Origin of the sequence: Inhella inkyongensis (assembly GCF_005952805.1) — a bacterium.
In the GTDB taxonomy this organism is placed as follows: domain Bacteria; phylum Pseudomonadota; class Gammaproteobacteria; order Burkholderiales; family Burkholderiaceae_C; genus Inhella; species Inhella inkyongensis.
Genome location: NZ_CP040709.1, coordinates 4,033,332 through 4,057,134, shown reverse-complemented (window position 1 = coordinate 4,057,134; position 23,803 = coordinate 4,033,332). Strand labels below are relative to the sequence as shown.

23 protein-coding genes and 1 pseudogene are annotated in these 23,803 nt (G+C 67.5%); 21 read left to right on the top strand and 3 right to left on the bottom strand.

Features of this window, described 5'->3' with window-relative positions:
• Positions 1-48: 48 nt before the first annotated feature.
• The 3 genes from FF090_RS18915 (at position 49) to FF090_RS18905 (ending at position 3,546) form a co-directional block, all read left to right on the top strand.
• Complete coding sequence (locus FF090_RS18915; RefSeq protein WP_138858218.1) at positions 49-2,244, top strand: DOMON domain-containing protein; 2,196 nt, start codon at positions 49-51, stop codon at positions 2,242-2,244.
• Between the two features lie 64 nt (positions 2,245-2,308).
• Entirely contained in the window at positions 2,309-3,244 is a 936-nt protein-coding gene (locus FF090_RS18910) for a sodium-dependent bicarbonate transport family permease (protein ID WP_221304986.1), read from the top strand.
• Positions 3,241-3,546, top strand: coding sequence for a P-II family nitrogen regulator (locus FF090_RS18905; RefSeq protein WP_138858216.1), 306 nt, complete (start codon positions 3,241-3,243; stop codon positions 3,544-3,546). Before FF090_RS18910 ends, FF090_RS18905 begins: the two co-directional genes overlap by 4 nt.
• A gap of 61 nt (positions 3,547-3,607) precedes the next feature.
• Here FF090_RS18905 and rbp read toward each other — a convergent pair.
• A pseudogene (gene rbp, locus FF090_RS18900) lies at positions 3,608-3,946 on the bottom strand (RNA-binding regulator); the annotation flags it as partial.
• Between the two features lie 263 nt (positions 3,947-4,209).
• Between rbp and FF090_RS18895 the strand changes: the two are divergent.
• The 4 genes from FF090_RS18895 to creD are packed head-to-tail and all read left to right on the top strand — an operon-like array spanning position 4,210 to position 8,287.
• Positions 4,210-4,833, top strand: coding sequence for a MarC family protein (locus FF090_RS18895; protein WP_138858214.1), 624 nt, complete (start codon positions 4,210-4,212; stop codon positions 4,831-4,833).
• Positions 4,830-5,486: a response regulator gene (locus tag FF090_RS18890; RefSeq protein ID WP_310732980.1), complete on the top strand. Its 657-nt coding sequence runs from the start codon at positions 4,830-4,832 to the stop codon at positions 5,484-5,486. Before FF090_RS18895 ends, FF090_RS18890 begins: the two co-directional genes overlap by 4 nt.
• The gene (gene creC, locus FF090_RS18885) at positions 5,471-6,895 is read left to right on the top strand and encodes a two-component system sensor histidine kinase CreC (protein ID WP_138858213.1); all 1,425 of its coding nucleotides are present in this window, start codon (positions 5,471-5,473) and stop codon (positions 6,893-6,895) included. The genes FF090_RS18890 and creC overlap by 16 nt, the downstream gene beginning before the upstream one ends.
• Before the next feature lie 54 nt (positions 6,896-6,949).
• Positions 6,950-8,287, top strand: a complete 1,338-nt coding sequence (gene creD, locus FF090_RS18880; RefSeq protein WP_138858212.1) for a cell envelope integrity protein CreD — start codon at positions 6,950-6,952, stop codon at positions 8,285-8,287.
• Between the two features lie 18 nt (positions 8,288-8,305).
• On the opposite strand, the gene FF090_RS18875 is transcribed toward creD, so the two are convergent.
• Complete coding sequence (locus FF090_RS18875; RefSeq protein ID WP_138858211.1) at positions 8,306-9,115, bottom strand: substrate-binding periplasmic protein; 810 nt, start codon at positions 9,113-9,115, stop codon at positions 8,306-8,308.
• A gap of 3 nt (positions 9,116-9,118) precedes the next feature.
• Positions 9,119-10,504 carry a leucyl aminopeptidase family protein gene (locus FF090_RS18870; RefSeq protein ID WP_138858210.1) on the bottom strand — a complete coding sequence of 462 codons (1,386 nt, stop codon included), beginning with the start codon at positions 10,502-10,504 and terminating at the stop codon, positions 9,119-9,121.
• A gap of 124 nt (positions 10,505-10,628) precedes the next feature.
• On the opposite strand from FF090_RS18870, the gene FF090_RS18865 reads away from it, so the two are divergent.
• The 14 genes from FF090_RS18865 (at position 10,629) to FF090_RS18805 (ending at position 23,703) form a co-directional block, all read left to right on the top strand.
• Positions 10,629-11,309 (top strand): PA4824 family protein, encoded by a 681-nt coding sequence (locus FF090_RS18865; RefSeq protein WP_138858209.1) that lies wholly within the window; start codon positions 10,629-10,631, stop codon positions 11,307-11,309.
• A 2-nt stretch (positions 11,310-11,311) separates the two neighbouring features.
• On the top strand, positions 11,312-11,986 hold the full coding sequence (locus FF090_RS18860; protein ID WP_138858208.1) for a PA4824 family protein: 675 nt from the start codon (positions 11,312-11,314) through the stop codon (positions 11,984-11,986).
• 111 nt (positions 11,987-12,097) lie between these two features.
• On the top strand, positions 12,098-12,274 hold the full coding sequence (locus tag FF090_RS19375) for a hypothetical protein (RefSeq protein WP_175423734.1): 177 nt from the start codon (positions 12,098-12,100) through the stop codon (positions 12,272-12,274).
• Positions 12,275-12,373: 99 nt separating this feature from the next.
• A complete protein-coding gene (locus FF090_RS18855; protein WP_138858207.1) occupies positions 12,374-13,675 on the top strand; it encodes a YfiM family lipoprotein in 1,302 nt (433 codons plus the stop codon).
• Between the two features lie 86 nt (positions 13,676-13,761).
• The gene (locus FF090_RS18850; protein WP_138858206.1) at positions 13,762-15,777 is read left to right on the top strand and encodes a M13 family metallopeptidase; all 2,016 of its coding nucleotides are present in this window, start codon (positions 13,762-13,764) and stop codon (positions 15,775-15,777) included.
• A gap of 20 nt (positions 15,778-15,797) precedes the next feature.
• Positions 15,798-17,807, top strand: coding sequence for a M13 family metallopeptidase (locus FF090_RS18845; RefSeq protein ID WP_217503004.1), 2,010 nt, complete (start codon positions 15,798-15,800; stop codon positions 17,805-17,807).
• A 22-nt stretch (positions 17,808-17,829) separates the two neighbouring features.
• Positions 17,830-18,564 carry a hypothetical protein gene (locus FF090_RS18840; RefSeq protein ID WP_138858205.1) on the top strand — a complete coding sequence of 245 codons (735 nt, stop codon included), beginning with the start codon at positions 17,830-17,832 and terminating at the stop codon, positions 18,562-18,564.
• 139 nt (positions 18,565-18,703) lie between these two features.
• Positions 18,704-19,480 (top strand): sulfite exporter TauE/SafE family protein, encoded by a 777-nt coding sequence (locus tag FF090_RS18835; protein ID WP_138858204.1) that lies wholly within the window; start codon positions 18,704-18,706, stop codon positions 19,478-19,480.
• A gap of 10 nt (positions 19,481-19,490) precedes the next feature.
• Complete coding sequence (locus FF090_RS18830) at positions 19,491-20,297, top strand: HDOD domain-containing protein (RefSeq protein WP_138858203.1); 807 nt, start codon at positions 19,491-19,493, stop codon at positions 20,295-20,297.
• The gene (locus tag FF090_RS18825) at positions 20,294-20,740 is read left to right on the top strand and encodes a thiosulfate oxidation carrier protein SoxY (protein ID WP_138858202.1); all 447 of its coding nucleotides are present in this window, start codon (positions 20,294-20,296) and stop codon (positions 20,738-20,740) included. The genes FF090_RS18830 and FF090_RS18825 overlap by 4 nt, the downstream gene beginning before the upstream one ends.
• Positions 20,731-21,072: a thiosulfate oxidation carrier complex protein SoxZ gene (soxZ, locus tag FF090_RS18820; RefSeq protein ID WP_246071469.1), complete on the top strand. Its 342-nt coding sequence runs from the start codon at positions 20,731-20,733 to the stop codon at positions 21,070-21,072. The genes FF090_RS18825 and soxZ overlap by 10 nt, the downstream gene beginning before the upstream one ends.
• Positions 21,073-21,079: 7 nt before the next feature.
• Complete coding sequence (gene cutA / locus FF090_RS18815) at positions 21,080-21,400, top strand: divalent-cation tolerance protein CutA (protein ID WP_138858201.1); 321 nt, start codon at positions 21,080-21,082, stop codon at positions 21,398-21,400.
• Between the two features lie 28 nt (positions 21,401-21,428).
• A complete protein-coding gene (asd, locus tag FF090_RS18810; RefSeq protein ID WP_246071468.1) occupies positions 21,429-22,277 on the top strand; it encodes an archaetidylserine decarboxylase in 849 nt (282 codons plus the stop codon).
• A 130-nt stretch (positions 22,278-22,407) separates the two neighbouring features.
• Complete coding sequence (locus FF090_RS18805) at positions 22,408-23,703, top strand: tryptophan--tRNA ligase (RefSeq protein WP_138858200.1); 1,296 nt, start codon at positions 22,408-22,410, stop codon at positions 23,701-23,703.
• Positions 23,704-23,803: the final 100 nt, after the last annotated feature.

The window sequence follows — 23,803 nt, the reverse complement described above, 5'->3', positions numbered from 1 at the left end:
CTCTTTTGCGCTGCGGCCGCTGCATCGGCCACCGCTTCTCCGCCTCCTTTGCCCCTGCATACCCAGGCCCACGAAGCGCCTCGCATCGATGGTCGCCTGGACGATGCCGTGTGGCAGGTGGCGCCGCGTTTTGATGCCTTCAAGCGCTTCCGCCCCGAGCCCTCCGGGTCCGTCGGCGCTTACCGCACTGAGGCGCAGTTGCTGCTCAGTGGCGACGCTCTGGTGGTGGCCTTGCGCGCTTGGGATCCGCAGCCCCAGAACCTTCGCGCCCCGCTGGCACGCCGCGATCAGGTCTGGCCCGATCAGGACAGCCTGACCGTCTGGATCGATCCGAACGGCCGCCAGCAGGTGGCGCAGTTCGTGCGGGTGAATGCGGCGGGTTCGATCCGCGACGGGCTCTATACCGCGGCCACCGATGACGAGGACGATGCGCCGGACTTCCTTGACGTCGAGGTCGGGGTGCAGCGGCTGGCTGATGGCTGGAGCGCCGAGATCCGCTGGCCCCTGGCCTCGCTGCGCTATCCGCTCGATGGGCAGCTGCCTTGGCGCCTGATGCTGAGCCGCCGCATCCCCTCTGAGCCGGCGCAGACCCTGACCAGCGTGCTGCTGGAGCGCGGCACCCCGCATCTGCTGACCGAGATGCAGACCTTGGACCATGACGCCCCGTTGCGCGAGCGCTTGGCCCACACCCAGCATCGCGTGCTGCGCAGCGAACTCACGCTGCGTCACGGACGGCCGCAGGCGGCCTCGCCGCGTGCCAATCTGGGCCTGGAGCTGCAGTGGCGACCGCGCGCCGATTGGGTGCTGGATGCGACGCTGCGGCCGGACTTCTCGCAGGTCGAGTTGGATGACCCGCAACTGGCAGGCAACACCCGTTTCGCGCTGTTCGTGCCCGAGAAGCGCGCCTTCTTTTTGGACAGCAGTGATGTGCTGGGCCAGGTCGGGCCCGACCGCTGGGGTGTGGCGCGAGGGCAGCTGGCCTTCTACTCGCGGGCCGTGGTCGATCCGCGCTGGGGCCTGCGCGCCACCTGGCGCGGTGCCGACTCCGAGGCCACGGCCCTGGCCGTGCGCGATGCCGGTGGGGGTTTGCTGCTGCGCCCCGGTGCGCTGGGTACCGAGAGTGTGGAGATCGACCAGGCCTCGCAGCTGGTGTTTGCGCGCCATCGCACGCAGTGGAGCGCGGACTGGGCCGTGGCCGCTCTGCTGACGCGGCGCGAGTGGCAGCGCGGCGCCAGCACCGACTTGTTGGGGCTGGACTGGCAGGGCCAACTGGGCGAAGACGAACGCCTGCGCGGGCACTGGCTGCTCAGTCGCGATCTCAGCCGCCTGGACGTCCAGCACGGCCTGCTGCGTGCTGCGCAAGCCACGCAGGACCAAGCCGGCTGGCTGCAATGGCGCCATCACGGCGAGCACTGGCGCTGGCAGGCGGACTGGGAGCGCATCGGCACGCGCTTCGTCAATGACAACGGCTTCGTGCCGCAGGCCGGCATCCAGCGCCACACCTTGGAGCTGACGCGGGTGGTGCATCCCGAGGACGGACCGCTGCAGGAGTGGGAGGCCACGCTGCGAGCGCTGGATACTCAGGCCCTGCGCGATCCCGAGCGCGGCGTCACGCGGCGCCAGCCCATCGGCCAAGCCTTGCAGGCCGGTGGTTGGATGCTGGGGCCTTGGTCCACCGAGGTCTGGGGCCATGCGAATTGGCAACGTCAGCGCGCCCGGGCCGATGGCGGGCTGCACCGTCCGCGCAGCCTGACGCTGGGAATGGACAGTCACCCCGGCCCGCTCTTCACCTTCGCCCATTTCGAGTTGGAGTGGGGTCAGCGTCTGGATGTGGACGCCGACCGCGTGGGCCGTGGCTACGCCTTGAGCTCGCAGTTCAACTGGCGCTGGGTGCTGCCGGGTGGCTGGGGCATGGAACTGGAGCAGCGCTGGGCGCGCGCCGCGGTGCGTGCACCCAGCGGACAGGCCGCCCTGGCGGAGCGCCAGGACCAGACCAAACTGGTGCTCTACCTGAGCCCCGAGCAGGCCGTGCGTCTGTTGCACCAGCAGGGCCGCAGCGAACGCGAGGCCGAGGCCGGTTGGCCCGCGCAGCGGGACCGCGAACAGGTCAGCACCCTGACCTGGCTGGCGCGCGCCGGTGCGTTGCGCGGCTGGAGCGTGGGCGCGAGCTGGTCGCGGGTCGCGCAAGCGCAGCCGTTGCAACGGGAGCTGTTCGTGAAGTTCCAGCAGGGCTGGAATCTCTGAATCCGCGTTGCCAAACACCCGCGTTGGCAGGGCTTTGGTGTGCACGGCATGATGCCGCCCCATCATGGATGTGGTGGTCTTCTTCTTCCTGCTGGGCCTGTTCGCCCGCCTTGTCAAAAGCGATCTGCGCCTGCCCGAGGCGCTGTATGAGACGCTGACGCTCTACCTGCTGTTGGCCATCGGCCTCAAGGGCGGTTTGGAGCTCAGCCGGCAGGCGGTGGATGTGCTGGCGCCCCAGGTGCTGGTGCTGATGGGCTTCGGCGCCCTCATCCCCCTGCTGGTGGCGCCTGTGCTGCGCCTGGCCGGCCTGCGCGGCGTGGACGCCGCCGGCCTGGCCGCGCATTACGGCTCGGTCAGCGTGGTGACCTTTGCGGTGGGGATGACGGCCGTGCAGCGCGCCGGTCTGCCCTTTGAGGCCCATGCGCCGCTGTGGGTGGCGGTGATGGAGGCGCCGGGCCTGGTGGTCGGCATCGTGCTGGCGCGCTTGGCCCTGCGGCAGGAGAGTGGGCCGATCCGCTGGGACCTGCTGGCCCACGAGGTCTTGCTGGGCAAGTCTGTTTTGCTGCTGATGGGCGGGCTGCTGATCGGCTGGCTGGCGGGTGACGCCGGCGTGGCGCCGATCAAGGCCCTGTTCATCGACCCCTTCAAGGGCGTGCTGGCCCTCTTCCTGCTGGAACTGGGCCTGGTGGCTGGGGGCCAATTGCCGGCCTTGCGCCGCCATGGCCTGCGCCTGGTGGGTCTGGGCTTGCTGCTGCCGCCGCTCTTGGCCCTGCTGGGTCTGGCCGTGGGCAAGGCCTTGGGCCTGCAGACCGGCGGCGTGGCCCTCGTGGCCACGCTGGCCGCCAGTGCCAGCTACATCGCGGCGCCCGCTGCGCTGCGCGTGGCGGTGCCCCAGGCCAACACCGGCCTGGCCATCGCCTGCGCGCTCGGTGTGACCTTCCCCTTCAATCTGCTGGTGGGCATTCCGCTCTACCTGCGGCTGGCCGAGGCCTTCGCATGATTCAAAAGCACCCCAAGACCCAGCTCAAGATCGTGGCCGAGGCAGCGCTGGAGCCGCGCCTGTTGGCCGAACTCAAGCGCCATCACATCCAGGCCTGGACGGTCTATGAGGTGCGCGGCGCCTTCCCGGAGGGCGAACGAGCCGGCGATTGGGAGGCCGACCGCAGCATCGAGTTGCGGGTGATCTGTGATCCCGGCGTGGCCGATGCGGTGGCCGAGGCCGTGCTGCAGCGCTTTGCGCCGCACTACAGCGTGTTGATCAGCTTCACCGAGGTTCAGGTGATCCGACCTGAGCGGTACTGAAAGCAAACAAGCCCGCCGAGGCGGGCTTGTTGCATCACGAGTGTGATTGGCTTAGGGCTTAATAGCCGCCACGGTCGTTGCCGCCGCGATAGCCACCGCCACCACCGCCCGGGCCGCGGCCGTAGGGGCTGGAGAAGCCAGCCGGACGGGCTTCACGCGGGCGAGCCACGTTCACCACGGCCGGACGGCCTTCAAGGTCCTGACCGTTCATGCCATTGATGGCAGCCTGCGCCTCGGCGTCAGAGCCCATCTCGACGAAGCCGAAGCCCTTCGAGCGACCGGTTTCACGGTCCATCATCACCTTGGCCGAATTCACGGTGCCAAAGCGGGCGAATGCCTGGTGCAGGGAATCGTCGCGCACGCTGTAGGCGAGATTACCGACGTAAAGCTTGTTGTTCATGGGGAAGCCCCTTACGAAATACAGAAAACAGAAGAACCGCGAGGCGCCTCAACCCATCAACCAACGAATCAAATGCGACCTTTCCGGTGCGAGCCATTATTCCCATCGGCCATGACACAAATCACGAGCACCCCGGCTTTGTTGTTTTTTGCCGCCGCTCGGAAACCCGCAAATCCCCCGAAGGCGTGGGGGCGGACTATTACTCATGCGCTGCGGGTCTGCGCTAACTGGCGGCATCTGGCCTGTGCAGACAATCCGGGGCCATGGACATCTACAAACCCCTGGTCGCCCTCTTGGCGATGGTCAACCCCATCGGGGTCATTCCTTTCTTCATCGCCTTCACGCAAGAGTTTGATCGCGCACAGCGAAAGCAGACCATCCGCGTGGCGGCCTTCACCTGCTTTTGCGTGATCGGCCTGTCGGCCTTGCTGGGCCTGAAGCTGATCGAGTTTTTCGGCATTTCCATTGCCAGCTTCCAAGTGGGCGGCGGCACCCTGCTCCTGATCAACGCACTGCAGATGTTGAACGCCAAGCCGGCTGAGAGTGGCGCGGTGACCAGCGACGGCGCGGGCGCCAACATCGCCGTGGTGCCCCTGGCCATTCCGCTGCTGACCGGCCCGGCCACCATCTCGACCATGGTGATCTACGCGCAGAAGACCACGCAGTGGTGGCATCAGGCCGTGCTGGTGGGCTATGGCGTGGTGGTGGCGGCCTTTGTCTGGCTGTGTTTCAGTGCGGCCGGCAAGATCGCCAAGGTGATGGGCGGCACCGGCATCAACATCATGACGCGCCTGATGGGTTTGATCCTGGCCGCCCTGGCGGTGGAACTGCTTCAAAGCGGCCTGACCGAGATGTTCCCGGTGCTGGGCATCACCAAATTCCGGTGATTCTTCTCTTAGAGGACGACCCGGCGATTGCGCAGACCGTGAGCTTTGCGCTGCAGCGCGAGGGCTTCGAGGTGGCGCACCACAGCTGGCTGAAGGAGGCCCGCGCCGCCTGGGCCCAGCAGGCGCCGCGCTGCGCTGTGCTGGACATCGGGCTGCCCGATGGCTCGGGCCTGGACTGGCTGCGCGAGCTGCGCCAGCAGGGCTGGCAAACGCCCATCCTGATGTTGAGTGCTCGCGGCGAGGAGTTGGACCGTGTGCTCGGTCTGGAGCTGGGCGCCGACGATTACCTTTGCAAGCCCTTCAGCCCACGCGAGTTGGTGGCGCGGGTGCGTGGCCTGCTGCGTCGTGCGGCGCCGTCATCGCATCCCGGGCTGCGCATCGAGGGCCTGCAGGCGCACTGGAATGGCCAGCTTCTTGACCTGACCCGGCGCGAGTTGGCGCTGTTGCAGGCCTTGCTGGAAGCGCCGGGGCGGGTGCTCAGTCGCGACCAGTTGTTGGACCGCGCCTGGGGTCAGGCCAGCGAGGCGGGCGACCGCACCGTGGACACCCACATCAAGACCCTGCGCGCCAAGCTGACTGAAGCCGGTGCCGCTGAATTCATCCGCACCCACCGCGGCTTGGGCTACTCCTGGGATCCATGCACCTCGGCCTGAGAGTCCTGCTGGTCTTCTTTCTGCTCTGTGGGCTGACCGCCTATGGCGTGCTGCGGGTGGTGCTGGGCGAGGTCAAGCCGCGGGTGCGCGAGGTGGTGGAGGAGTCTCTGGTCGAGACCGCCCATTTGGTGGCCGTGATCAGCGCCCCCGCCTTGCAAGCGGGGGGCAGTCTGCAGAGTCTGAATGAGCAGCTGCAAGCCTTGCCGCAGCGCAGTCCGCAGGCGCAGATCTGGGGTCTGAAGAAAGAGGCCTTGCAGCTGCGCATCTATCTGACGGATGCGCGCGGCCGGGTGCTGCTGGACACCGCCAGCCCCAGCGCCGTGGGCCAGGACTATTCGCGTTGGAACGATGTGCTGCGCACCCTGCGCGGTGAGTACGGTGCGCGTGCCAGCCGCAGCCGCTATGACGACGAGGGCAGCCTGGTGCTCCAGGTAGCCGCGCCCATCCTGGATGAGTCGGGTCGCCTGATCGGCGTGGCCAGCGTGGGCAAGCCGGTGGCGGCGTTGGACCCCTTTGTGGCGCGCACCGAGCAACGTGTGTGGCAGATCGGTCTGATCCTGGTGGCCGCGGCGCTGTTGCTGGGCGGCATGCTGACGGGCTGGCTGGTGTGGACCGTGCGCCGCCTGCGCGACCACGCCCTGCACGCGCAGCCGGGCGCGCCCGCGCCGGTCCTGCGCGGTGAGCTGGGTGAACTGGCGCGCGCCATGGATGCGATGCGCGCGCGCCTGGAAGGGCGCAGCCAGTGGGAGCAGCGCGTGCGCTCGCTCACGCATGAACTCAAGAGCCCGCTCACCGCGCTGCGGGGAGCCGGCGAGCTGCTGCAGGAAGACTTGGCCGCGCCCGACCGCGAGCGCTTTGCGCGCCAGGTGGTGGACCAAAGCCTGCGCCTGCAGACCCTGGCCGAGCGCCTGCTGGAATTGAGCAAGCTGGAGGCCCAGACCACGCCCCTGCGCCAAGAGGCCTTGCGCCTGGATGAGCTGGTGCGCGCCGGCGCGGCGCGCGAGGCCGGGCGCTGTGCCCAGGCGGGCCTGCAGCTGCGCGGGCTGGAGGATTTGCCGGCGGCCACGGTGCACGGTGACCCCGAGGCTCTGGCCTTGCTGTGGGCCAATCTGCTGGGCAATGCCATCGACTTCGCGCCGCCCGGCAGTGCGTTGGACTGCCGGCTGGAACCCCGCGAAGGGCGCTGGACCTTGAGCCTGCGCGACTTCGGTCCCGGCGTTCCTCCGCAGACCTTGTCCCGCCTGGGAGAGCAGTTCCTCTCCACCACCCGACCGGATGGCCGCAAGGGCTCGGGCCTGGGTCTGGCCCTGGCGCGACAGGTGGCGCAGCTGCACGGTGGCTGGCTGGAATTTGAGGCTGCCGAGCCGGGTTTGCGTGTGCGCTTCACATTGCCCTCACACAGCCCCTAGTTCCATCACCGGGCCTGGCGAGCATGAGCGTCCTGTTTTCAAAGGAGTGCATGCATGCGAGGCAAGTTGTGGTTGGGCAAGGGCTTGGGCCTGTTGGCGGTGGGCATCATGGTGGCGGCGGCTTTGGCCAAGGTGGGCGGGCTGATTGACCAGCGCCTGGGCTTCCAGGACGAGGCCCGTCAATCGGTGCGCCAAGCCCTGGCGAGTGAGCAGACGGTGCTGGGCCCGCTGCTGCAGCGCCATTGCACCGAGCACTGGGAGCTGGTGGAGGAGGACACCGAGAAGGGCAAGGTGCGCCGCACCCCGCAGGAGAGCAGCTTTGTGCTGAGCGCCCTGCCGGCCAAGCTGGAAGTGGACGGCGAGCTGCTGCCCGAACCGCGTTACCGCGGCCTCTTCAAGGTCAACACCTACCAGGCCCGCCTCAAGCTCAAGGCCCAGTGGCCGCACGCCAAAGAGCTCCTGGCTCAGGCTCAGCGCGGTGGGCAGCTGCGCTGTGGCGTCCCACGTCTGGTGCTGGCCGTGGGCGATGCGCGCGGCATTCGCAGTGTCGAGCTACAACTCAACGGCCAGGCCCAAACCGCCGCGCCCGGCAGCGGCCATCCCGGTCTGTCTCAGGGTTTGCACGCCGAGTTGCCGCAGCTGGACCTGCAGGCCAGCCAGCAACTCGCCATGAGCCTGGACCTGGTGGGCACCGAACAGTTCGCCTGGGTGCCGGCGGCTGGCGACTTGCGCCTGAACCTTCATTCGTCCTGGCCGCATGCCAGCTATGGCGGACGTTTCCTGCCCGTGCGGCGTGAGGCCGATGCCAAGGGCTTCACCGCCGAATGGCGCGTGAGCGCCCTGGCCACCCGCGCCGGTGCCGATGTGCGCGCCGGCAAGATGGACACCGACGCCCTGAGCGTGGCCCTGATCGACCCGGTCAATCCGCTGATGCTGAGTGAGCGCGCCATCAAGTACGCGCTGCTCTTTGTGGCTTTGGTGTTCGCGGCCGTGGCCACCACCGAGCTCTTGGGCCGAGTGCGGGTGCACCCGGTGCAATACCTGCTGGTGGGTCTGGCGCAGAGCCTCTTCTTCCTGCTGCTGTTGGCGCTCTCGGAGCATCTGCCCTTTGTCCAGGCCTATGCCTTGGCCACGGCGGCGGCCAGCGCGCTACTGGCCGGCTATGCGGCCTCGCTGTTCGGCCGCTGGCGAGCTGGCGCCGCCTTCGGCGCCGGGGTCGCCCTGCTGTTTGGCGCGCTCTACTACGTGCTCAATCTGGAGCAAACCGCGCTCCTGATGGGCAGTCTGTTGATGTTCGTGGTGCTGGCCGCGCTGATGTTTGCGACCCGTCGCATCGACTGGTACGCGATGACGCAGGAGGCTTGGGGCGCCGAGAAGTCCGTAGCCCCCTGAGGCCTAGGTGGGGCGTGATCAATCGTGCTCTGACTTGGCTGCCGCTTCAGCCTTTCGGTAGGCGGCCGAGTCGCGCACTTCAGCGATCAGTTCCCACCACTGCGCCGGAGTTTTGCCACTGCGCTGGGCCAGGTGGTGGCCCAGGGCCATGAAGTAGTGGCGTTCCTGGATCGGGGGGTCCAAGCGGCGTAGCTGGCTTGCCCATTCGGGGCGTTGGCGCAGCACGCCTTCGGACTCCGACACCTGCACCGCCAGGGCCGCAAACCGGCCCTTGAGGAGCTTTTCGAAATTGAGCGCCGCGCTGCGCACGCCGTCGTCCACGACGAAACCCTGCTCACGCAAGTGCGCGCTGATGGAGTAGCCGGTCTGCGCACCCACCGCTTGCTGGGGCGCCAAGCCCTGCAGGGCTCGGCCGTCCCAGCGCAAGCTGGATGACTGCAAGACGTACCAGACATATTGCTGGCTGCGCAAGGCCAACTTGGCATCGGGCTGGCCATTGCGCATGGGGAAGAGGGCCGCGTCCTCGCGCTCCGGCAGGTAGCTGATGGAGAACAGCATGTCTTGCTGTCCGGCCTTGAGCTCCAAAAGGCAGCGCCGCCCCGGCAGCAGCTCGCTCTGAATCTGAAAGCCACTGCGCTGAGCCAGCAAGTCAAGGAAGACAAAGTCCAGTCCCTGGCGCTGCGTGCGCCCCTTGGCATCGGCCAGCCGATACGGTGGATGCGCCACGTCGCCGAGGCAGACGCGCACCGGTTCGGCAGCCTCGACGCAGGGGTTGGCCAAGGCCCAGACCAGGCCGCAGGCCAGCCAGAGGGGCGCGTTGCGCGGCATGGATCAGGCGCTGTAGCGGCGCTCCAGGTGGTGCATCAGCGTGCGGATGCCCTGGGCCTCACCGCCGGCCGGGCGGCCGGGGCGGCTGACGAGGTTCCAGGCGAACAGGTCGATGTGCAGCCAGTTCTGATCGGCCGGCACAAAGCGGTCCAGGAAGAGCGCGGCGGTGACGGCCCCGGCCTGGGGGCTGTTGCCGCTGTTGCTCACGTCCGCCATCGGCGTCTCGATCATGGCTTGGTAGGGCTGCCACAGCGGCATGTGCCAGAGCGGGTCGCGCTCCTGCAGTCCCAGGTCCACCAGCTCGCGGGCCAGGGCCAGGTCGCGGGTGAACAGAGCCGGCAATTCCGGGCCGAGTGCCACGCGGGCCGCGCCGGTCAGGGTGGCCAGGTCGATCAGCAGCTCGGGCTGGCTCTCGGCCGCGTAGGCCATGGCGTCGCACAGCACGACCCGGCCCTCGGCGTCGGTGTTGCCGATCTCGATCGTCAGGCCCTTGCGCGTGCGCACCACATCGCCGGGGCGGTAGGCGTTGCCGGCAATCGCGTTCTCCACGGCTGGGATCAGCAGCTGCAGGCGCACCGGCAGCTTGAGCGCCATCACCAGTGCGGCCAGGCCCAGGGCATTGGCGGCACCGCCCATGTCCTTCTTCATATTGCGCATGCCGTCGGCAGGCTTGATATCCAGGCCGCCGGTGTCAAAGCACACACCCTTGCCGACGATGCTCAGGCGAGGCGCCTTGGCATCGCCCCAGGTCAGCTCGATCAGGCGCGGCTCGCGGCCGGCGGCGGCGGCGCGGCCCACCGCATGAATGGCCGGGAAGTTGTGCTTGAGCAGCGCGTCGCCGACGATCTCCTTGACCTTGGCGCCATGGGGCTTGGCGATCAGCTTGACGGCATTGGCCAGTTGGGCCGGGCCCATGTCCTCGGCCGGGGTGTTGACGAGGTCGCGGGTGGCGCACATTGCCGTGGCGATGGCCAGGCCGCGCTGGGCCTCAGGGCCATCCACCAGGACCAGCTCGGCACCGACGCGGCCGCGCGCTTTGTAGGCGTCGAACACATAGTCGCCCAGGCTCCAGCTCAGGGCGGCGGCCTGCGGGTCGAGGTCGGCGCCTTCGGCACTCAAACGGTAGCGGCCAGTTGGCAGGGCTTGCGGCAATGCGGCCAAGGCATAGGGGTCGTCAACGGCGCGCACCCCCGCGATCACCTGGGCGATGCCGCCCTTGTCGTCCGGCAGCAGGGCGTGGGTGTCGGGCTTGCCCGCGAATCCCAGGGTCTCCAGCCAGCGCTGGGTGGGCTTGGGCAGCGTGGCGCGCAGGCTGGGCCAGTCGGTTGCCGTGGTGCACAGCAAAGGGGTGGCGGACGCCGGGATTTTCTTGGCGAGGATGACGGTCATGGCGCAATGCTGTAGACGGATGAAGCCTGCATTCTCAACGCCACACAGCAGGGCAAGCCGCCTGTCCAAATGCGCAAGGATGCTCTAGTCTGGTTTCCACCTCAACCGGAACCGGAGACCTGCCATGCGTATTTGGGCCCTCGTCACCGCCTTGCTTCTTGTCCAGTCGGCCCAGGCCGGCGCCCCGATGGCCACCGAGGACGCTGATGTGCTGGCGCGCGGTGAGTGCGAGTGGGAGAGTGCCTTCGAGCGCGCTCGCGAGTCGGGGGCACCGACCGTCAGAGCCTGGGGCACCAAGGTGGGCTGTGGTTGGTTAGAAGGGCATCAAGCCGCCATCGGCTATGGGCGTGCCAGTGCAGCCGGTGTGCATGCCGACAGCTTCAGCCTGGGCGGCAAGAGTGCCCTTCGCGCCCGACCTGAAGGGGGCTGGGGCTTGACGCTGGCTTGGGAGCTCAGCACCTTGAAAGCCCCCGGCGGCAGCCATCGCTTTGACGGCAGCATGCTGGCGCTGGTGTTCACCCAGTCCTTTGCGGAAAAGGGTTTGTTGCACATGAACCTGGGCACAGCTCGCTCACGCCTGGACGATGAAAGTACGCGCTTTTGGGCCCTGGGTGCCGAGTGGGCGCTCAACGATGCGCTCGACCTGCTGGCCGAGACCTATGGCGCGCGGCACGAGAAGCCGCAGTTTGGCGTGGGCCTGCGTTGGAACGCCAGTGAGGCGTGGTCTATTGGTCTGATGGCCTCGCAGACGCGCAGTGAGCCCAAGCTCAAGACCGGCTTGTTGACCGTGCGATTCGGCTTCTGACCGTGCGGGCCTTCTGTTGGGCCCTGGCGGGTCTGGGATCGGCGGTGCAGGCCGCCATTCCGCTCGCCGTCGAGGATGCTGACCTGTTGCCGCTGCACCAATGCGAGGCAGAGTTGGGGGCCGAGCGTCTGCGCGGCAGCGGGCTGCCGAAGGCCGCTGTGACGGACCTGCGCGCGGGGTGCACTTTCTGGTCGCACACGCAGATCAATCTGGCCTGGACGCGGCAGCGTGAAGCTGACGAAACGGACGACGCGGCCTCGGTCTATGGCAAGACCCGCTTGATCTCGCGCGCCGATGAGGGCTGGGGATTGACCTTGGCCTGGGAGCTGGAGCGTGCTCGTCGCGCCGAGGCCGGGCGCCACTGGCGCTATGCGGGTGCAGCCGCCGTGCTCAGCCGCGCCTGGGATGAGGAGCGCTGGTGGCTGCATATCAATGCGGGCTTGGGTCGAGATCGGGTGACCCAGCAGAACCGGCGGTTTTGGTCCGCTGGGTTGGAGTACAGCCCCGCCGACAGCCATGACTGGATCCTGGAGACCTATGGCGCACAGGGTGAGCGGCCCAGCCTGGGGCTGGGGCTACGAGCCTATGTCGGCGAAGACTGGAGCTTGGGCGTGATGTGGGCGCGCCAGCGGAGTGGGCCGACCGGCTTGGGCGCTTGGCTGCGCTGGACTTTCTGACAGAAAAAATCTTTTGGAGGGCTGTCAACCAAGGGCTTCCCCGCCCCGTTGCGGCTCCCATCGGGGGGAAAGGTCTCCCCGTCCAAGGTCGAAAGACCCCAAGAGAAGACCATGCTGAACACGCTCGCTCACCGCCATGCCACCCCCGCCCGCCGCAGCCCGCTGCCGCAAGCCTATGCGGAAATGCTGGCTGACAAGGGCCCCAAACACTGCGCCTACGAGGCCTCCGCCAGCCAGGGCGGGCGCCGTGCGCTGGAGCGCATCCTGCAGTTGGACCGCAAGCGTTGATTCTCGCCATCTAGTATTTGCAATGTTCCGAGAGTGAGCCGGCGCTCACTCTCGGCGGGCTGCTCTGAGGCGATCGTCGGCCCTGGCAGACTGCAGCCCATGTCTGTATCCCCGCGAAGCCGTTGGCGCGTCCTGCGCTGGCTGTGGCTCCTGATCCCCCTCAGCCTGGTTCTGGTCTTGGCCCTGTCCTTGCAGGGCGAGCCGCTGGTGGCGCCGCCGACCTCCGGTCTGGCGGTGGACGCCGGGCACCTTTCCCGGGCCCAGTTGCTGATCCGACGCCTGGATCCGCGCGCCCAGGCCCGGGGCAGCCGGCATGCCGTGCGGCTCAGCCAATCTGATCTGAACGTGCTGCTGACCCAGTTCAGCAACCCGCAGCGGGCGGCTCAGTTCGCCATCGAACCTACCCAGGCCCGGCTGGCGCTGAGCCTGCAAGCGTCGATGCTGCCCACTCGGCCCTGGTTGAATCTACAGCTCGAATGGGCGCCGCCGCCTGAGGTGTCGGTGCTGCAGTCCGAGTGGCCCCGGCTGCGCTCGGCCCGCATCGGCCGGCTGCCGCTGCCTCCCAGTTGGGTGGAGGCGCTGGCCAAGCACTGGTTGGAACGTCAGTACGGCAGTGCCGCTCTGGAGGCGCTCAATCTGGTGGAGCGCTGGCGTTTCGAGCAGCAGGCCTTGTGGCTGCGCTGGCAGTGGCAACCGGAGCAGGCCACGGCGGCCTTGGCGGGTTTGTGGACGCCGGCCGAACGCGCCGCCCTGATCAGTCAGCACCAGGCCTGGCAGGCCTGGGCGACCCAAAACCTGGCCAATCCGCAGCCCTTGATGCCGGTGATGCAGGTGCTGGCCAAAGCTGCGCTCGAGCGTGTGCAGCGCCAGAACCAGGATGGCGCCACCGAATTGCGGGCTCTGCTGTTGCAACTGACCTTGCGCACGCTGGGGCGCGACTTGTCCCCCTTGTTGCCCGAGGCGGCCGGCCCCAAGCAGCGCCGCGTCTTGGTGCTGAAGGGGCGTGATGACATGGCCCAGCACTTCGTGCTCTCGGCCTGGCTGAACTGGCAAGGGGGCGACCGCCTGACCCGGGTGCTGGGCCTGGCCAAGGAACTGGCCGACGCGCGCGGCGGCAGCGGTTTTTCCTTCAACGACCTGGCGGCCGATGCGGCTGGCGAGCGTTTTGGTCGGGCCTGCGCGGCCAATCCGGTGGCGGTGCTGGCGGCCTTGGCCACCGGCTTGGATGAGGCCGCCGTCTTCCCAGAGGTGGCCGATCTGAGCGAGTTTTTGAGTGAAGCTGAGTTCCGTCGCCGCTACGGCACGGTGGGATCGCCGGCCTATCAGGCGGAGATGGCGCGCATCCAATCCCGCATAGCAGCCCTGCCTCTCTATCGGGGTTTGCCCGCAAGTTCGCCCTGATTCGGGGGTGAGCTTTCGGCCAGCCTTGGTGCACGCACGACACTGCGCGGCTTCGCGCCGTCCCGGCGCCCATCAGCAGGTCCCCCATGTTGCTTCGTCCCCTGGCCCTGGCGGCCGCTTTGATGTCGCTCTCTTTGGCCGCTCAGGCCCAAACCAGCGGGCTGGACCGCGCCGGCTTTGACCCCGCAGTCCGGGTCCAGGACGATTTGTTCCGCGCCGCCAACGGCCATTGGCTGAACACGGTCGAGATGCCGGCTGACAAGTCGGAGTACGGTGCCTTTATCCAGCTGCGCGACAAGAGCGACCGCGAAGTGCGCGCCATCGTCGAAGCCCTGGCCGCCCGCACCGACAACCCCAAGGGCAGCGTGGCCGAAAAGGTGGCGCTGTTCTACGCCGCCTATTCCGACCTGGCCCAAATTGATGCGCGCGGCCTGGCCCCCATCAAGCCCTGGCTGGCCGGTATCGAGCGCATCCAGAACCGCAAGGACCTGGCCCGTTGGCTGGGTGCGCAGCAGGGTCTGATGAATCTGCCGATCGCACTGGCCATTCATCCGGACTTCAAGGAACCCGGCATCAACCGTCCGCTGACCTGGCAGGGTGGCCTGGGTCTGCCCAATCGCGATTACTACCTCAAGACCGAGGATGCCCGCTTTGCCAAGGCGGTGAAGGACTACGCGGTCTATCTGGAAACCCTGGCCCGCCTGGTCGGCTTGCCCAACCCGGCCCAGGCTGCGCAGACCACCCTGTCGCTGGAGCGTCGCATCGCCGAGGTGCACTGGGATTCCGTGGCCAATCGCGACATGGTCAAGATCTACAACCCCACTCCGGTGACCGCGTTGGGCCAAAAGGCCCCGGGCCTGGACTGGGCGGCGTTCCTGCAAGGCGCCGGTTTGAAGGGCCTGGATCGGCTATCGATCTCCCAGCCCAGCGCCACCGCCGGCATTGCCAAGCTCTTGGCCACGGTGCCGCTGAAGGATTGGAAAACCTATCTGACCCTGCACAGCCTGGACGCGCAGGCCGACACCCTGCCCAAGGCCTTCCGCGACGCCCGCTTTGCCTTCCGGGGCACGGCGCTCACCGGTGCGTCCGAAGAGAAGCCGCGCTGGCAGCAAGGCATCGATCAACTCAACGCCGCGATGGGTGAGGCCCTGGGCCAGCTCTATGTGGCCCAGCACTTCCCGCCCGAGCACAAGGCCCGCATGCTGACCCTGGTGAACAACCTGCTGGGCAGCTTTGGCGACAGTCTGGAAGGCCTGACCTGGATGGGCCCGCAGACCAAGGCGCGGGCCCGTGCGAAGCTGGCCAGCTACGTCACCAAGATCGGCTACCCCGACCAGTGGCGTGACTACACCGCGCTGCAGGTGCAGGCCGGCGATGCACGCGGCAACAGTGAGCGCGCGTCGCGCTTCGCCTGGGCGCGCGAAGTGGCGAAGTCGGGCAAACCGGTTGACAAGAAGGAATGGGGCATGACCCCCCAGACCGTCAATGCCTACTACAACCCGCTGGCCAACGAGATCGTGTTCCCGGCTGCCATCCTGCAGCCGCCCTTCTTTGATGCGGCGGCCGACGATGCCGCGAACTACGGCGCCATCGGCGCAGTGATCGGCCACGAGATCAGCCACGGCTTTGACGACCAGGGCAGCCAGTTCGATGCCGACGGCGCGCTGCGCAACTGGTGGACCGATGCCGACCGTGCTGCCTTTACCAAACTGGGCGAGCAATTGGTAGCCCAGTACGAGCAATACGAGCCAGTGCCGGGCAAGAAACTCAACGGCAAGCTGACCCTGGGCGAGAACATCGCCGACCTGAGCGGCCTGCAGATTGCCTACAAGGCTTATCTGAAAAGCTTGGGCGGCAAGCCCGCGCCGGTGATCGATGGCCTGACCGGGCAACAGCGCTTCTTCCTGGGTTGGAGCCAGGCCTGGCGCGAGAAGGTGCGCGAGAGCCGTGCCCTTCAGCTGCTGACCACGGACTCCCACTCGCCGCCCGAGTTCCGTGCCAATGGCGCCGCCGTCAACCATGACGGTTTCCATGAGGCCTTTGGCACCCGTGACGGCGACAAGATGTTCAAGCCGACCGAGAAGCGCATCCGCATCTGGTAATTCCTTTCCTACAAAAAACCATGAAACTGTTGAGCACCGCTGCGGCGGCCCTGACCCTTTGCTTGGCCAGCGCGGCCGGCGCCCATTCCGGCATTGACACCAGCGGCATCGATGCCGAGGTGCGTGCGCAGGACGATCTGTTCCGCGCCGTCAACGGCGGCTGGCTGAAGCGCACCGAGATCCCGGCCGACAAGTCGCGCTGGGGCACCTTCATCCAACTGCGCGACCAAAGCGACCGCGAAGTGCGCGAAATCGTGCAGCGCCTGGCGGCCCAGGCCCAAGCCCCGGGCAGCGTGGCCGAGAAGGTGGCGCTCTACTACCAGGCCTATACCGACACCGCCGCCATCGACGCCGGCGGCCTGGCGCCGGTTCAGCCCCTGCTGCAGGCCATCGAGGCCTTGCAAAAGCCCGCCGATCTGGCCCGTTGGATGGGCCGTCAGCAAGGTCAGCTGCAGCTGCCCATCAACATCAGCATCGAGCCCGACCCGAAGAAACCCGACGTCTATGCCGCCATCGCCGGCCAGGGCGGCCTGGGCGTACCCGACCGCGATTACTACCTGAAGGACCAGGAGCCGCGCTATGTGAAGGCCGTGGCCGCCTACCGGACCTATCTGGAGACTCTGGGCCGCCTGGCCGGTCTGCCCGACCCCGTGCAGGCCGCCGAGCACACCATCGCGCTGGAAAAGCAGATGGCCGCGACGATGTGGGACAAGGTCTCGCTGCGCGACCCCAACAAGACCTACAACCCGCACGACCGTCAGGCCCTGCGCAAGCTCGGCGGAGGCTTTGACTGGACGCTGATGTTGCAGGCCGCCCAACTGCAGCGCACCCAGCGCGTCATCGTTGGCCAGCCCTCCGCCCTGGCCGCCAGTTCGCGCCTGCTGGCCCAGGCACCCATCGCGCAATGGCGCGACTACCTGAAGCTGCACACCCTCTCCAGCGTGGCCGACACCCTGCCCCAGGGCTTCCGCGACGCGCTGTTTGCCTACAAGGGCACCGCCCTGCAGGGTGCCAAGGAAGAGCGTCCGCGCTGGCAGCAGGGCATCGAGCAGGTCAACGCCGCCCTGGGCGAGGCCGTGGGCCAGCTCTATGTGGCCGAGCATTTCCCGCCCGAGGCCAAGCAACGCATGCTGACCTTGGTGGGCAATCTGCTGGGCAGCTTTGGCGACAGCCTGGAAGGCCTGAGCTGGATGGGCCCGCAGACCAAGCAGCAGGCGCGTGCCAAGCTGGCCTCCTACACGGTGAAGATCGGCTACCCCGAGCGCTGGCGCGACTATGGCGCGCTGCAGGTCAAGGCCGGCGATGCGCTGGGCAATGGCGAGCGCGCCGGCCGCTTCGAGTGGGCCCGCAATGCCCGTCGCGTGGGCCAGGCCGTGGACAAGAAGGAATGGGGCATGACGCCGCAGACCGTCAACGCCTACTACAACCCGCTGGCCAATGAGATCGTGTTCCCGGCCGCCATCCTGCGCCCGCCCTTCTTCGACCTGAAGGCCGACGACGCGGTGAACTACGGCGCCATCGGCGCCGTGATCGGCCACGAGATCAGCCATGGTTTTGACGACGAGGGCAGCCAGTTCGATGCCAAGGGTGCGCTGCGCAACTGGTGGACGCCGGCCGACCGCAAGGCCTTCGACGCCCTGGGCGATCGCCTGGTGGCCCAGTACGGCGAATACGAACCCGTGCCCGGCAAGAAGCTCAACGGCCGCCTGACCCTGGGCGAGAACATTGCCGATTTGAGCGGTCTGCAGATCGCCTTCAAGGCTTACCGCAAGAGCCTGGGTGGCAAGGACGCCCCGGTGCTCGATGGATTGAGTGGGGAGCAGCGCTTCTTCTACGGCTGGAGTCAGGCCTGGCGCAGCAAGGCTCGCGAGAGCTACACGCTGCAGATGCTGACGGTGGATCCGCACTCGCCGGCCGAGTTCCGTGCCAATGGCGCGGCCGTCAACCACGACGGCTTCCACGAGGCCTTTGGCACCCGGGCGGGCGACAAGATGTTCAAGCCCAGCGAGCAGCGCATCCGCATTTGGTGAGGCATCCCGCCAAAATGGCGCAATGAGTTGGAATCGACCCATTGCCCTGGCGGGACTGTTCCTGAGCAATGCCGTGGCGGCGCAGGGCGCCTTGCCCACTGTGACCCTGCATTACCAGGAGCGCCCGCCCTACTACCAAACCCGTCCTGATGGTGGGGTACAGGGTTTGGTGGTGGACACCTTGCAGCGGGCTTTGGCGCGCGCGCACTTGCCGCACCGCCTGGCGCTCACTCCCAGTCAGCGTCAGTTGCGACTCATTGAGGACGCCCAGGGCCTGGACTGCGGCATCGGTTGGTTCCGCAATCCGGCACGGGAGGCCAAGGGGCAGTTCAGCGCCATGCTCTATCGCGACCAACCCCTGGGCCTCTTGGCGCGCAGCAACCTGGGGTGGTCCGACAACCTCACCATGGCGCAGGCTCTTCAGCGGCCCGATGCGCGCCTGCTGGTCAAGCAGGGCTTCAGCTACGGGGCGCAGTTCGATGCCTTGCTGGCGCAGCGCACGCGCACGCCCGAATCCAGCAGCGCCGATGTGCCGGTGTTGATGCGCATGTTGCTGGCCGATCGCGCCGACTGGATGCCGGTGGCGCCCGAAGAAGGTCAGTGGTTGCTCAGTTTGCCCACTGACTCCAGCTCGGCGGCCGGGTCGTTCCAGTTGCTTCGATTTGCCGATGCGCCGCCGGGCGGCAGCCGCCATCTCTATTGCAACAAGGCCGTGCCCGCCGAGTGGCTGCAGCGCCTGGATGAGGCCTTGAAATGACCCGCCCTCGAAGCGCCTGCGGCGCCTCCCCTGGCGCCTCCCCCGGCGCCACCAGCGGCCCGGCAGAGCCGGCTCCGCGGGGGCACTTGATCAAGGCGAGTCTGAGTACTGCGCTCGGCTGCTGACGGCTCGCTAAGCCATGGAATTGATATTGGTTGTTGCGGCCTCGCTGGCCGCCGGGTTCATTGATGCCATCGTGGGCGGCGGCGGGCTGGTGTTGGTGCCTGCGCTGTTTTCGGCCTATCCGCAGGCGCTACCGGCCACGCTGTTTGGCACCAACAAGGGCGCGGCCGTCTGGGGCACGGCGCTGGCGGCTTGGCGCTATGCGCGGCGTGTGGAGTTGCGTTGGCGCTCGCTGCTGCCCGCCATTGCGGCGGCTTTGGTGGGCAGTGCCCTGGGTGCCTGGGGCGCCACGCTGATGGATGCCCGCGTGTGGCGCCTGGCCCTGCCGCTGATCCTGTTGCTGCTACTGGTCTATACCCTGGCCAAGAAGGACCTGGGGCGTGAGCACCGCCCGCAGCACGAGGGGCGCAGCGAGATTTGGCGTGCGGCCCTGATCGGCGGCGGCATCGGCCTGTACGACGGCTTCTTCGGCCCGGGTACTGGCAGCTTTTTTGTGTTTCTGTTTGTTCGTGTGCTGGGCTACGACTTTCTGCATGCGAGCGCCAGCGCCAAGCTGCTCAACACCGCCACCAACGCCTCGGCGCTGACCCTGTTTGCCGCCACCGGCCATATTTGGTGGGGCGTGGCGGCCTGTATGGCCGTGGCCAATATGGCCGGCAGCTGGATGGGATCGCACCTCGCGCTGGCGCGCGGCGCCGGCTTTGTGCGCGGGGTTTTCCTGGTGGTTGTGGGGGGGCTGATCCTCAAGACCGGCTGGGATGCGGCGCTAATATGGAACGCAATCACGGCCTGAAAGGCGCCCTATGTCTGTAGATCCTGAACTGCGCGCGCTCGATATCGAGATTCCGGCCCAGCCCGAGGTCCTGGTCAAGCTGTCGGTCCTGATGGCCGAGGACGAGATTGATCTGCTGGCCGTCTCGGCCTTGGTCGAGGGCGACATGGCGCTGGCTGCTGCGGTGCTCAAGGCTGTCAATTCTTCGCTCTATGGTTTGCGTGGCCGCGTTCAGACGGTGCACCAGGCTTTGACCTATCTGGGCATGCGCGAGGTCAGCGCCATTGCCTTCGAGATGAGTTTGCGGGCCGCATTTCCTTCCGCGGCCGAACTGGAGCCGGTGTGGGAGCGCGCGGCCAAGCGCGGTTTGATGATGGGTCGTATCGGCCAGATGCTGGGCATCGATCCTTGGGCCGCGCATTCGGCGGGTTTGTTTGAGGAGTGCGGCAAGGCGGTGCTGTATCGCCATGCGCCGCAGCACTACCCGGCCATGCTGCGTGCGGCGGGCAGTGACAGCGAACTTTGCGATCTGGAGACCTCGGCCTTCGGCGTCAGCCACGACGCCTTGGGCGCCGCGCTGTGCGAGAGCTGGGGCCTGGCGCCAGCCGCAGTGGCCAGCGTGCGCCACCATGTGGGCCTGCAGGCCAGCGGGACCTTGCCCGAGGGCTTGCAGCGTCGGGGTGTGGCGGGCATCTCGGGCATCGTTCACGCGCTGATGCAGCAGCCGGCGGAGCTGGAGGCGCGGGTGGAACAAATTGCGCCCCAGGCGCAGATCGACGCCAGTGCCGCCCTGCGCGCGGCGCGGCGGGTGCAAGAGCAGTTGGAGAGTGCGGATTGAGACGTAGGAATTGGTTGCGGGCGGCAGCCCTGGCCAGCTTGGCGCCGCTGGATGCGGCCCTGGCCCAGGCGGCCCGCAAGGGTTTTGATACCCAGGGGCTTCAGGTCACTTTGCAGGCCCTGGGTCTGGCGGCTCCGGTGCCAAGTCTGGACCTGGTGTTGGAGGCACCGGACATTGCCGAGAGTGGCGAGCAGGTGCCCATCAGCTTGCAGTGCAAGCTCCCCGGCGTGAAGAAGATGTGGTTGCTGGCCGAGCGCAATGCCACGGCCTTGCTCGCCAGCCTGGAGTTCAGCGAAGCGATGGAACCCCAGCTCGGTACACGCATTCGTTTGGCGAGGAGTTCGCTGGTTTATGGCGTGGCGCAACTGCAGGACGGCAAGCTGCTGCTGGCTCAGCACGATGTCAAGGTGGCGCTGAGCACCTGCACGGGGAAATGCCGATGAAGCCCGAGGCCAAACCGCGCGCCAGCTTGCTGCGCGCGCGCATGAAGGGGCGCGATCAGGCCCAGGTGTTGCTGCGCATGCGCCATGAGATGGAGAGTGGCGAACGTCGCGATGCGCAAGGGCGCGAGATTCCCGCCTGGTTCATCGCGGAGTTCAAGCTGCAGCTCAACGACCAGACGGTGCTGAGCGGACAGCTGGGTCCCGGCATGGGCAAAGATCCGCAGCTGGAGTTCATATTGCGCGGCGCCAAGGCCGGCGATCGCCTGCAGCTGGACTGGACCGACAACCGCGGCGCGCAGCGCAGCGATAACACCACGGTTCAACCCGCCTGAGGTCAAAGTGGCGCCCGCCTTGTTGTTGGCGCTCACCACGGTGGCCAGCTCTGAGCAAGCCCAGCAATTGGCGCGCGGCTTGGTGGAGCAACGCCTGGCCGCCTGCGTGCAGATCCAAGTCATCGAGTCGGTCTACCGCTGGGACGGTGCGCTGCAGCAAGACAGCGAGTGGCGCTTGCTGATCAAGACCACCCAGGCGCGTTGGTCGGCGCTGCAGGACTGGCTGCTGGCCCAGCACCCTTATGCCGTGCCGGCTCTGCTGGCCTGGCCAGCGTCGCAGGCCGCGCCGGCCTTCGCCGACTGGGTGCGCGGCGAATGCCTTCCGTAGAATCGCGGCCCCATTTCGAGGCAGCGCCATGAGCATTGAAGACCTTCGCACCATGCTGCCGCAGCGTCTGCTGCCCAAGCGAGCGCTGACCGAGCTGGCCGGCCGCATCGCGGCGGCCGAGAACGGTGCCCGGACCACCGCGCTGATCGAGCGCTTCATCCGCCGCTATGGCGTCAATATGGCCGAGGCCGCCAACCCGGACCCGGCGGCCTACAAGAGCTTCAACGAGTTCTTCACCCGGCCGCTGAAAGACGGAGTCCGCCCTCTGGCCAAAGCAGACTGGATCTGCCCGGTCGACGGCGCCATCTCGGCCTTTGGGGCCATCCAGGCCGACCAGGTCTTCCAGGCCAAGGGCCATGGCTACAGCACCACGGCCCTGGTGGGTGGCGATGCCTCGCTGGCTGGACGTTTTCAGGATGGCCATTTCGCCACCCTCTACCTGAGCCCCAAGGACTACCACCGCATTCATATGCCTGTGGCCGGCACCTTGCGCCAGATGATCTGGGTGCCCGGCAGCCTGTACTCGGTGAACCCGGCCACCGCGCGAGCGCTACCGGGTCTGTTCGCCAAGAACGAGCGCGTGGTCTGCGTATTCGACACCGCCCACGGGCCCTTCGTGCTGGTGCTGGTGGGCGCCACCATCGTCGGCAGCATGGCCACCACCTGGCACGGCGTGGTCAACCCGCCGCGCCACCCCGAGGTCAAGACCTGGGACTACCCGGCCGGTCAGGTCGAGTTCGCGCAAGGCGACGAGATGGGCCGCTTCCTGCTCGGCTCCACCGTGGTGATGTTGTGGCCCAAGTCCGGCATGGCCTTCAATCCCGAATGGGCCCCGGCCCGACCGATTCGCCTCGGTGAACAGATGGCAAACCTCTGACCCACCCCCGAAGCGGCTGCGCCGCCTCCCCCTCAAGGGGGCGCCGCCAGTGGCCTGGCAAAGCCAGCTCCACGGCGGCCCCCTTGAAGTTCTGGTCGCCTCGAACGACCAGTGCACTGAAAGCTGACTCATGTCTACTCGCGTCCTGACCGGCATCACCACCACCGGCACTCTGCACCTTGGCAACTATGTCGGCGCCATCCGTCCGGCCATTGCCGCCTCGCGCGAGCCCGGGGTCGAGAGCTTTTTCTTCATGGCCGACTACCACGGCCTGATCAAGTGCGACGACCCCGACCGCGTCGAGGCCTCGCGCCTGCAGATCGCCGCCACCTGGGTGGCAGCCGGGCTGGATACAGACAAGGCCCTGCTCTATCGCCAGAGCGATCTGCCCGAGGTGTGTGAGCTGACCTGGCTGCTGACCTGCATGACGGCCAAGGGTCAGATGAACCGCGCGCATGCCTACAAGGCGGCGGTGGACGCCGCCACGGCGGCCGGCGAGGAGCCCGACGCCAACGTCACCATGGGCCTGTACAGCTACCCCATCCTGATGGCGGCCGACATCCTGCTCTACAACGCGCACCGCATCCCGGTGGGCAAGGACCAGGTGCAGCACATTGAGATGGCGCGCGACGTGGCGCAGAAGTTCAACCACCACTATGGCCAGGACTTCTTCGTGCTGCCCGAGGCCCAGGTCGAGGCCGAGATGGAGCTGTTGCCCGGCCTGGATGGCCGCAAGATGAGCAAGAGCTACGACAACGTCGTGCCGCTGTTCGAAGGCGGGCTGGAGGGCTTGAAGACGGCCATCGCCAAGGTGGTGACCGACTCGCGCCTGCCCGGCGAGCCGAAAGACCCCGAGGGCACGACCTTCATCCAGCTCTGGGACGCCTTTGCCGCGCCGGATGAGCGTGCCGCCATGCGCGCCGAGCTGCGCGCCGGCCTGGGCTGGGGCGAGGCCAAGCAGCGCCTGGTGGCGCAGATCGACCGCGAGTTGGGCCCCATGCGCGCCCGCTACGAGCAGCTGATGAACCACCCCGAGGAGCTTGAGGCCATCTTGCTGCGTGGCGCCGAGCGCGCACGCGCCATCGCCCGGCCCTTGCTGGACCGCCTGCGCGAGGCCGTGGGCCTGCGGCGCTCGCGCCTGCTGCCCGGGCGCCAGGCCGTGGCGGCGCCCAAGGCGCAACTGCCGATGTCCAAGCAGTACCGCGAGGCCGACGGTCTGTTCTATGTGAAGTTGGTACGGGGCGAACAGGTCTTGCTGCAGTCGAGCGGCTTTGCCCAAGGCCGGGAGGCCGGGCAGTGGTGGGCGCGGGTGCGGGCCGAAGGGTCTGCCGCCGCCGTCGGGGCGACGGTCTGTCACCCGGAGCTGGATCAGGCCCTGGCCGAGTTGGCTGCAGTTGAAGCGGCCAAAGCGGCCGCCAAGGCATGATTTTCGGAAATTGGTGACAGTTCCCTAGGCTCTCCTGGGGCAAGCCCGGTGTTCCGGGGGGCTCGGAACCAGCTACCTTCGAGCCCCTTTCTCGCTGTCG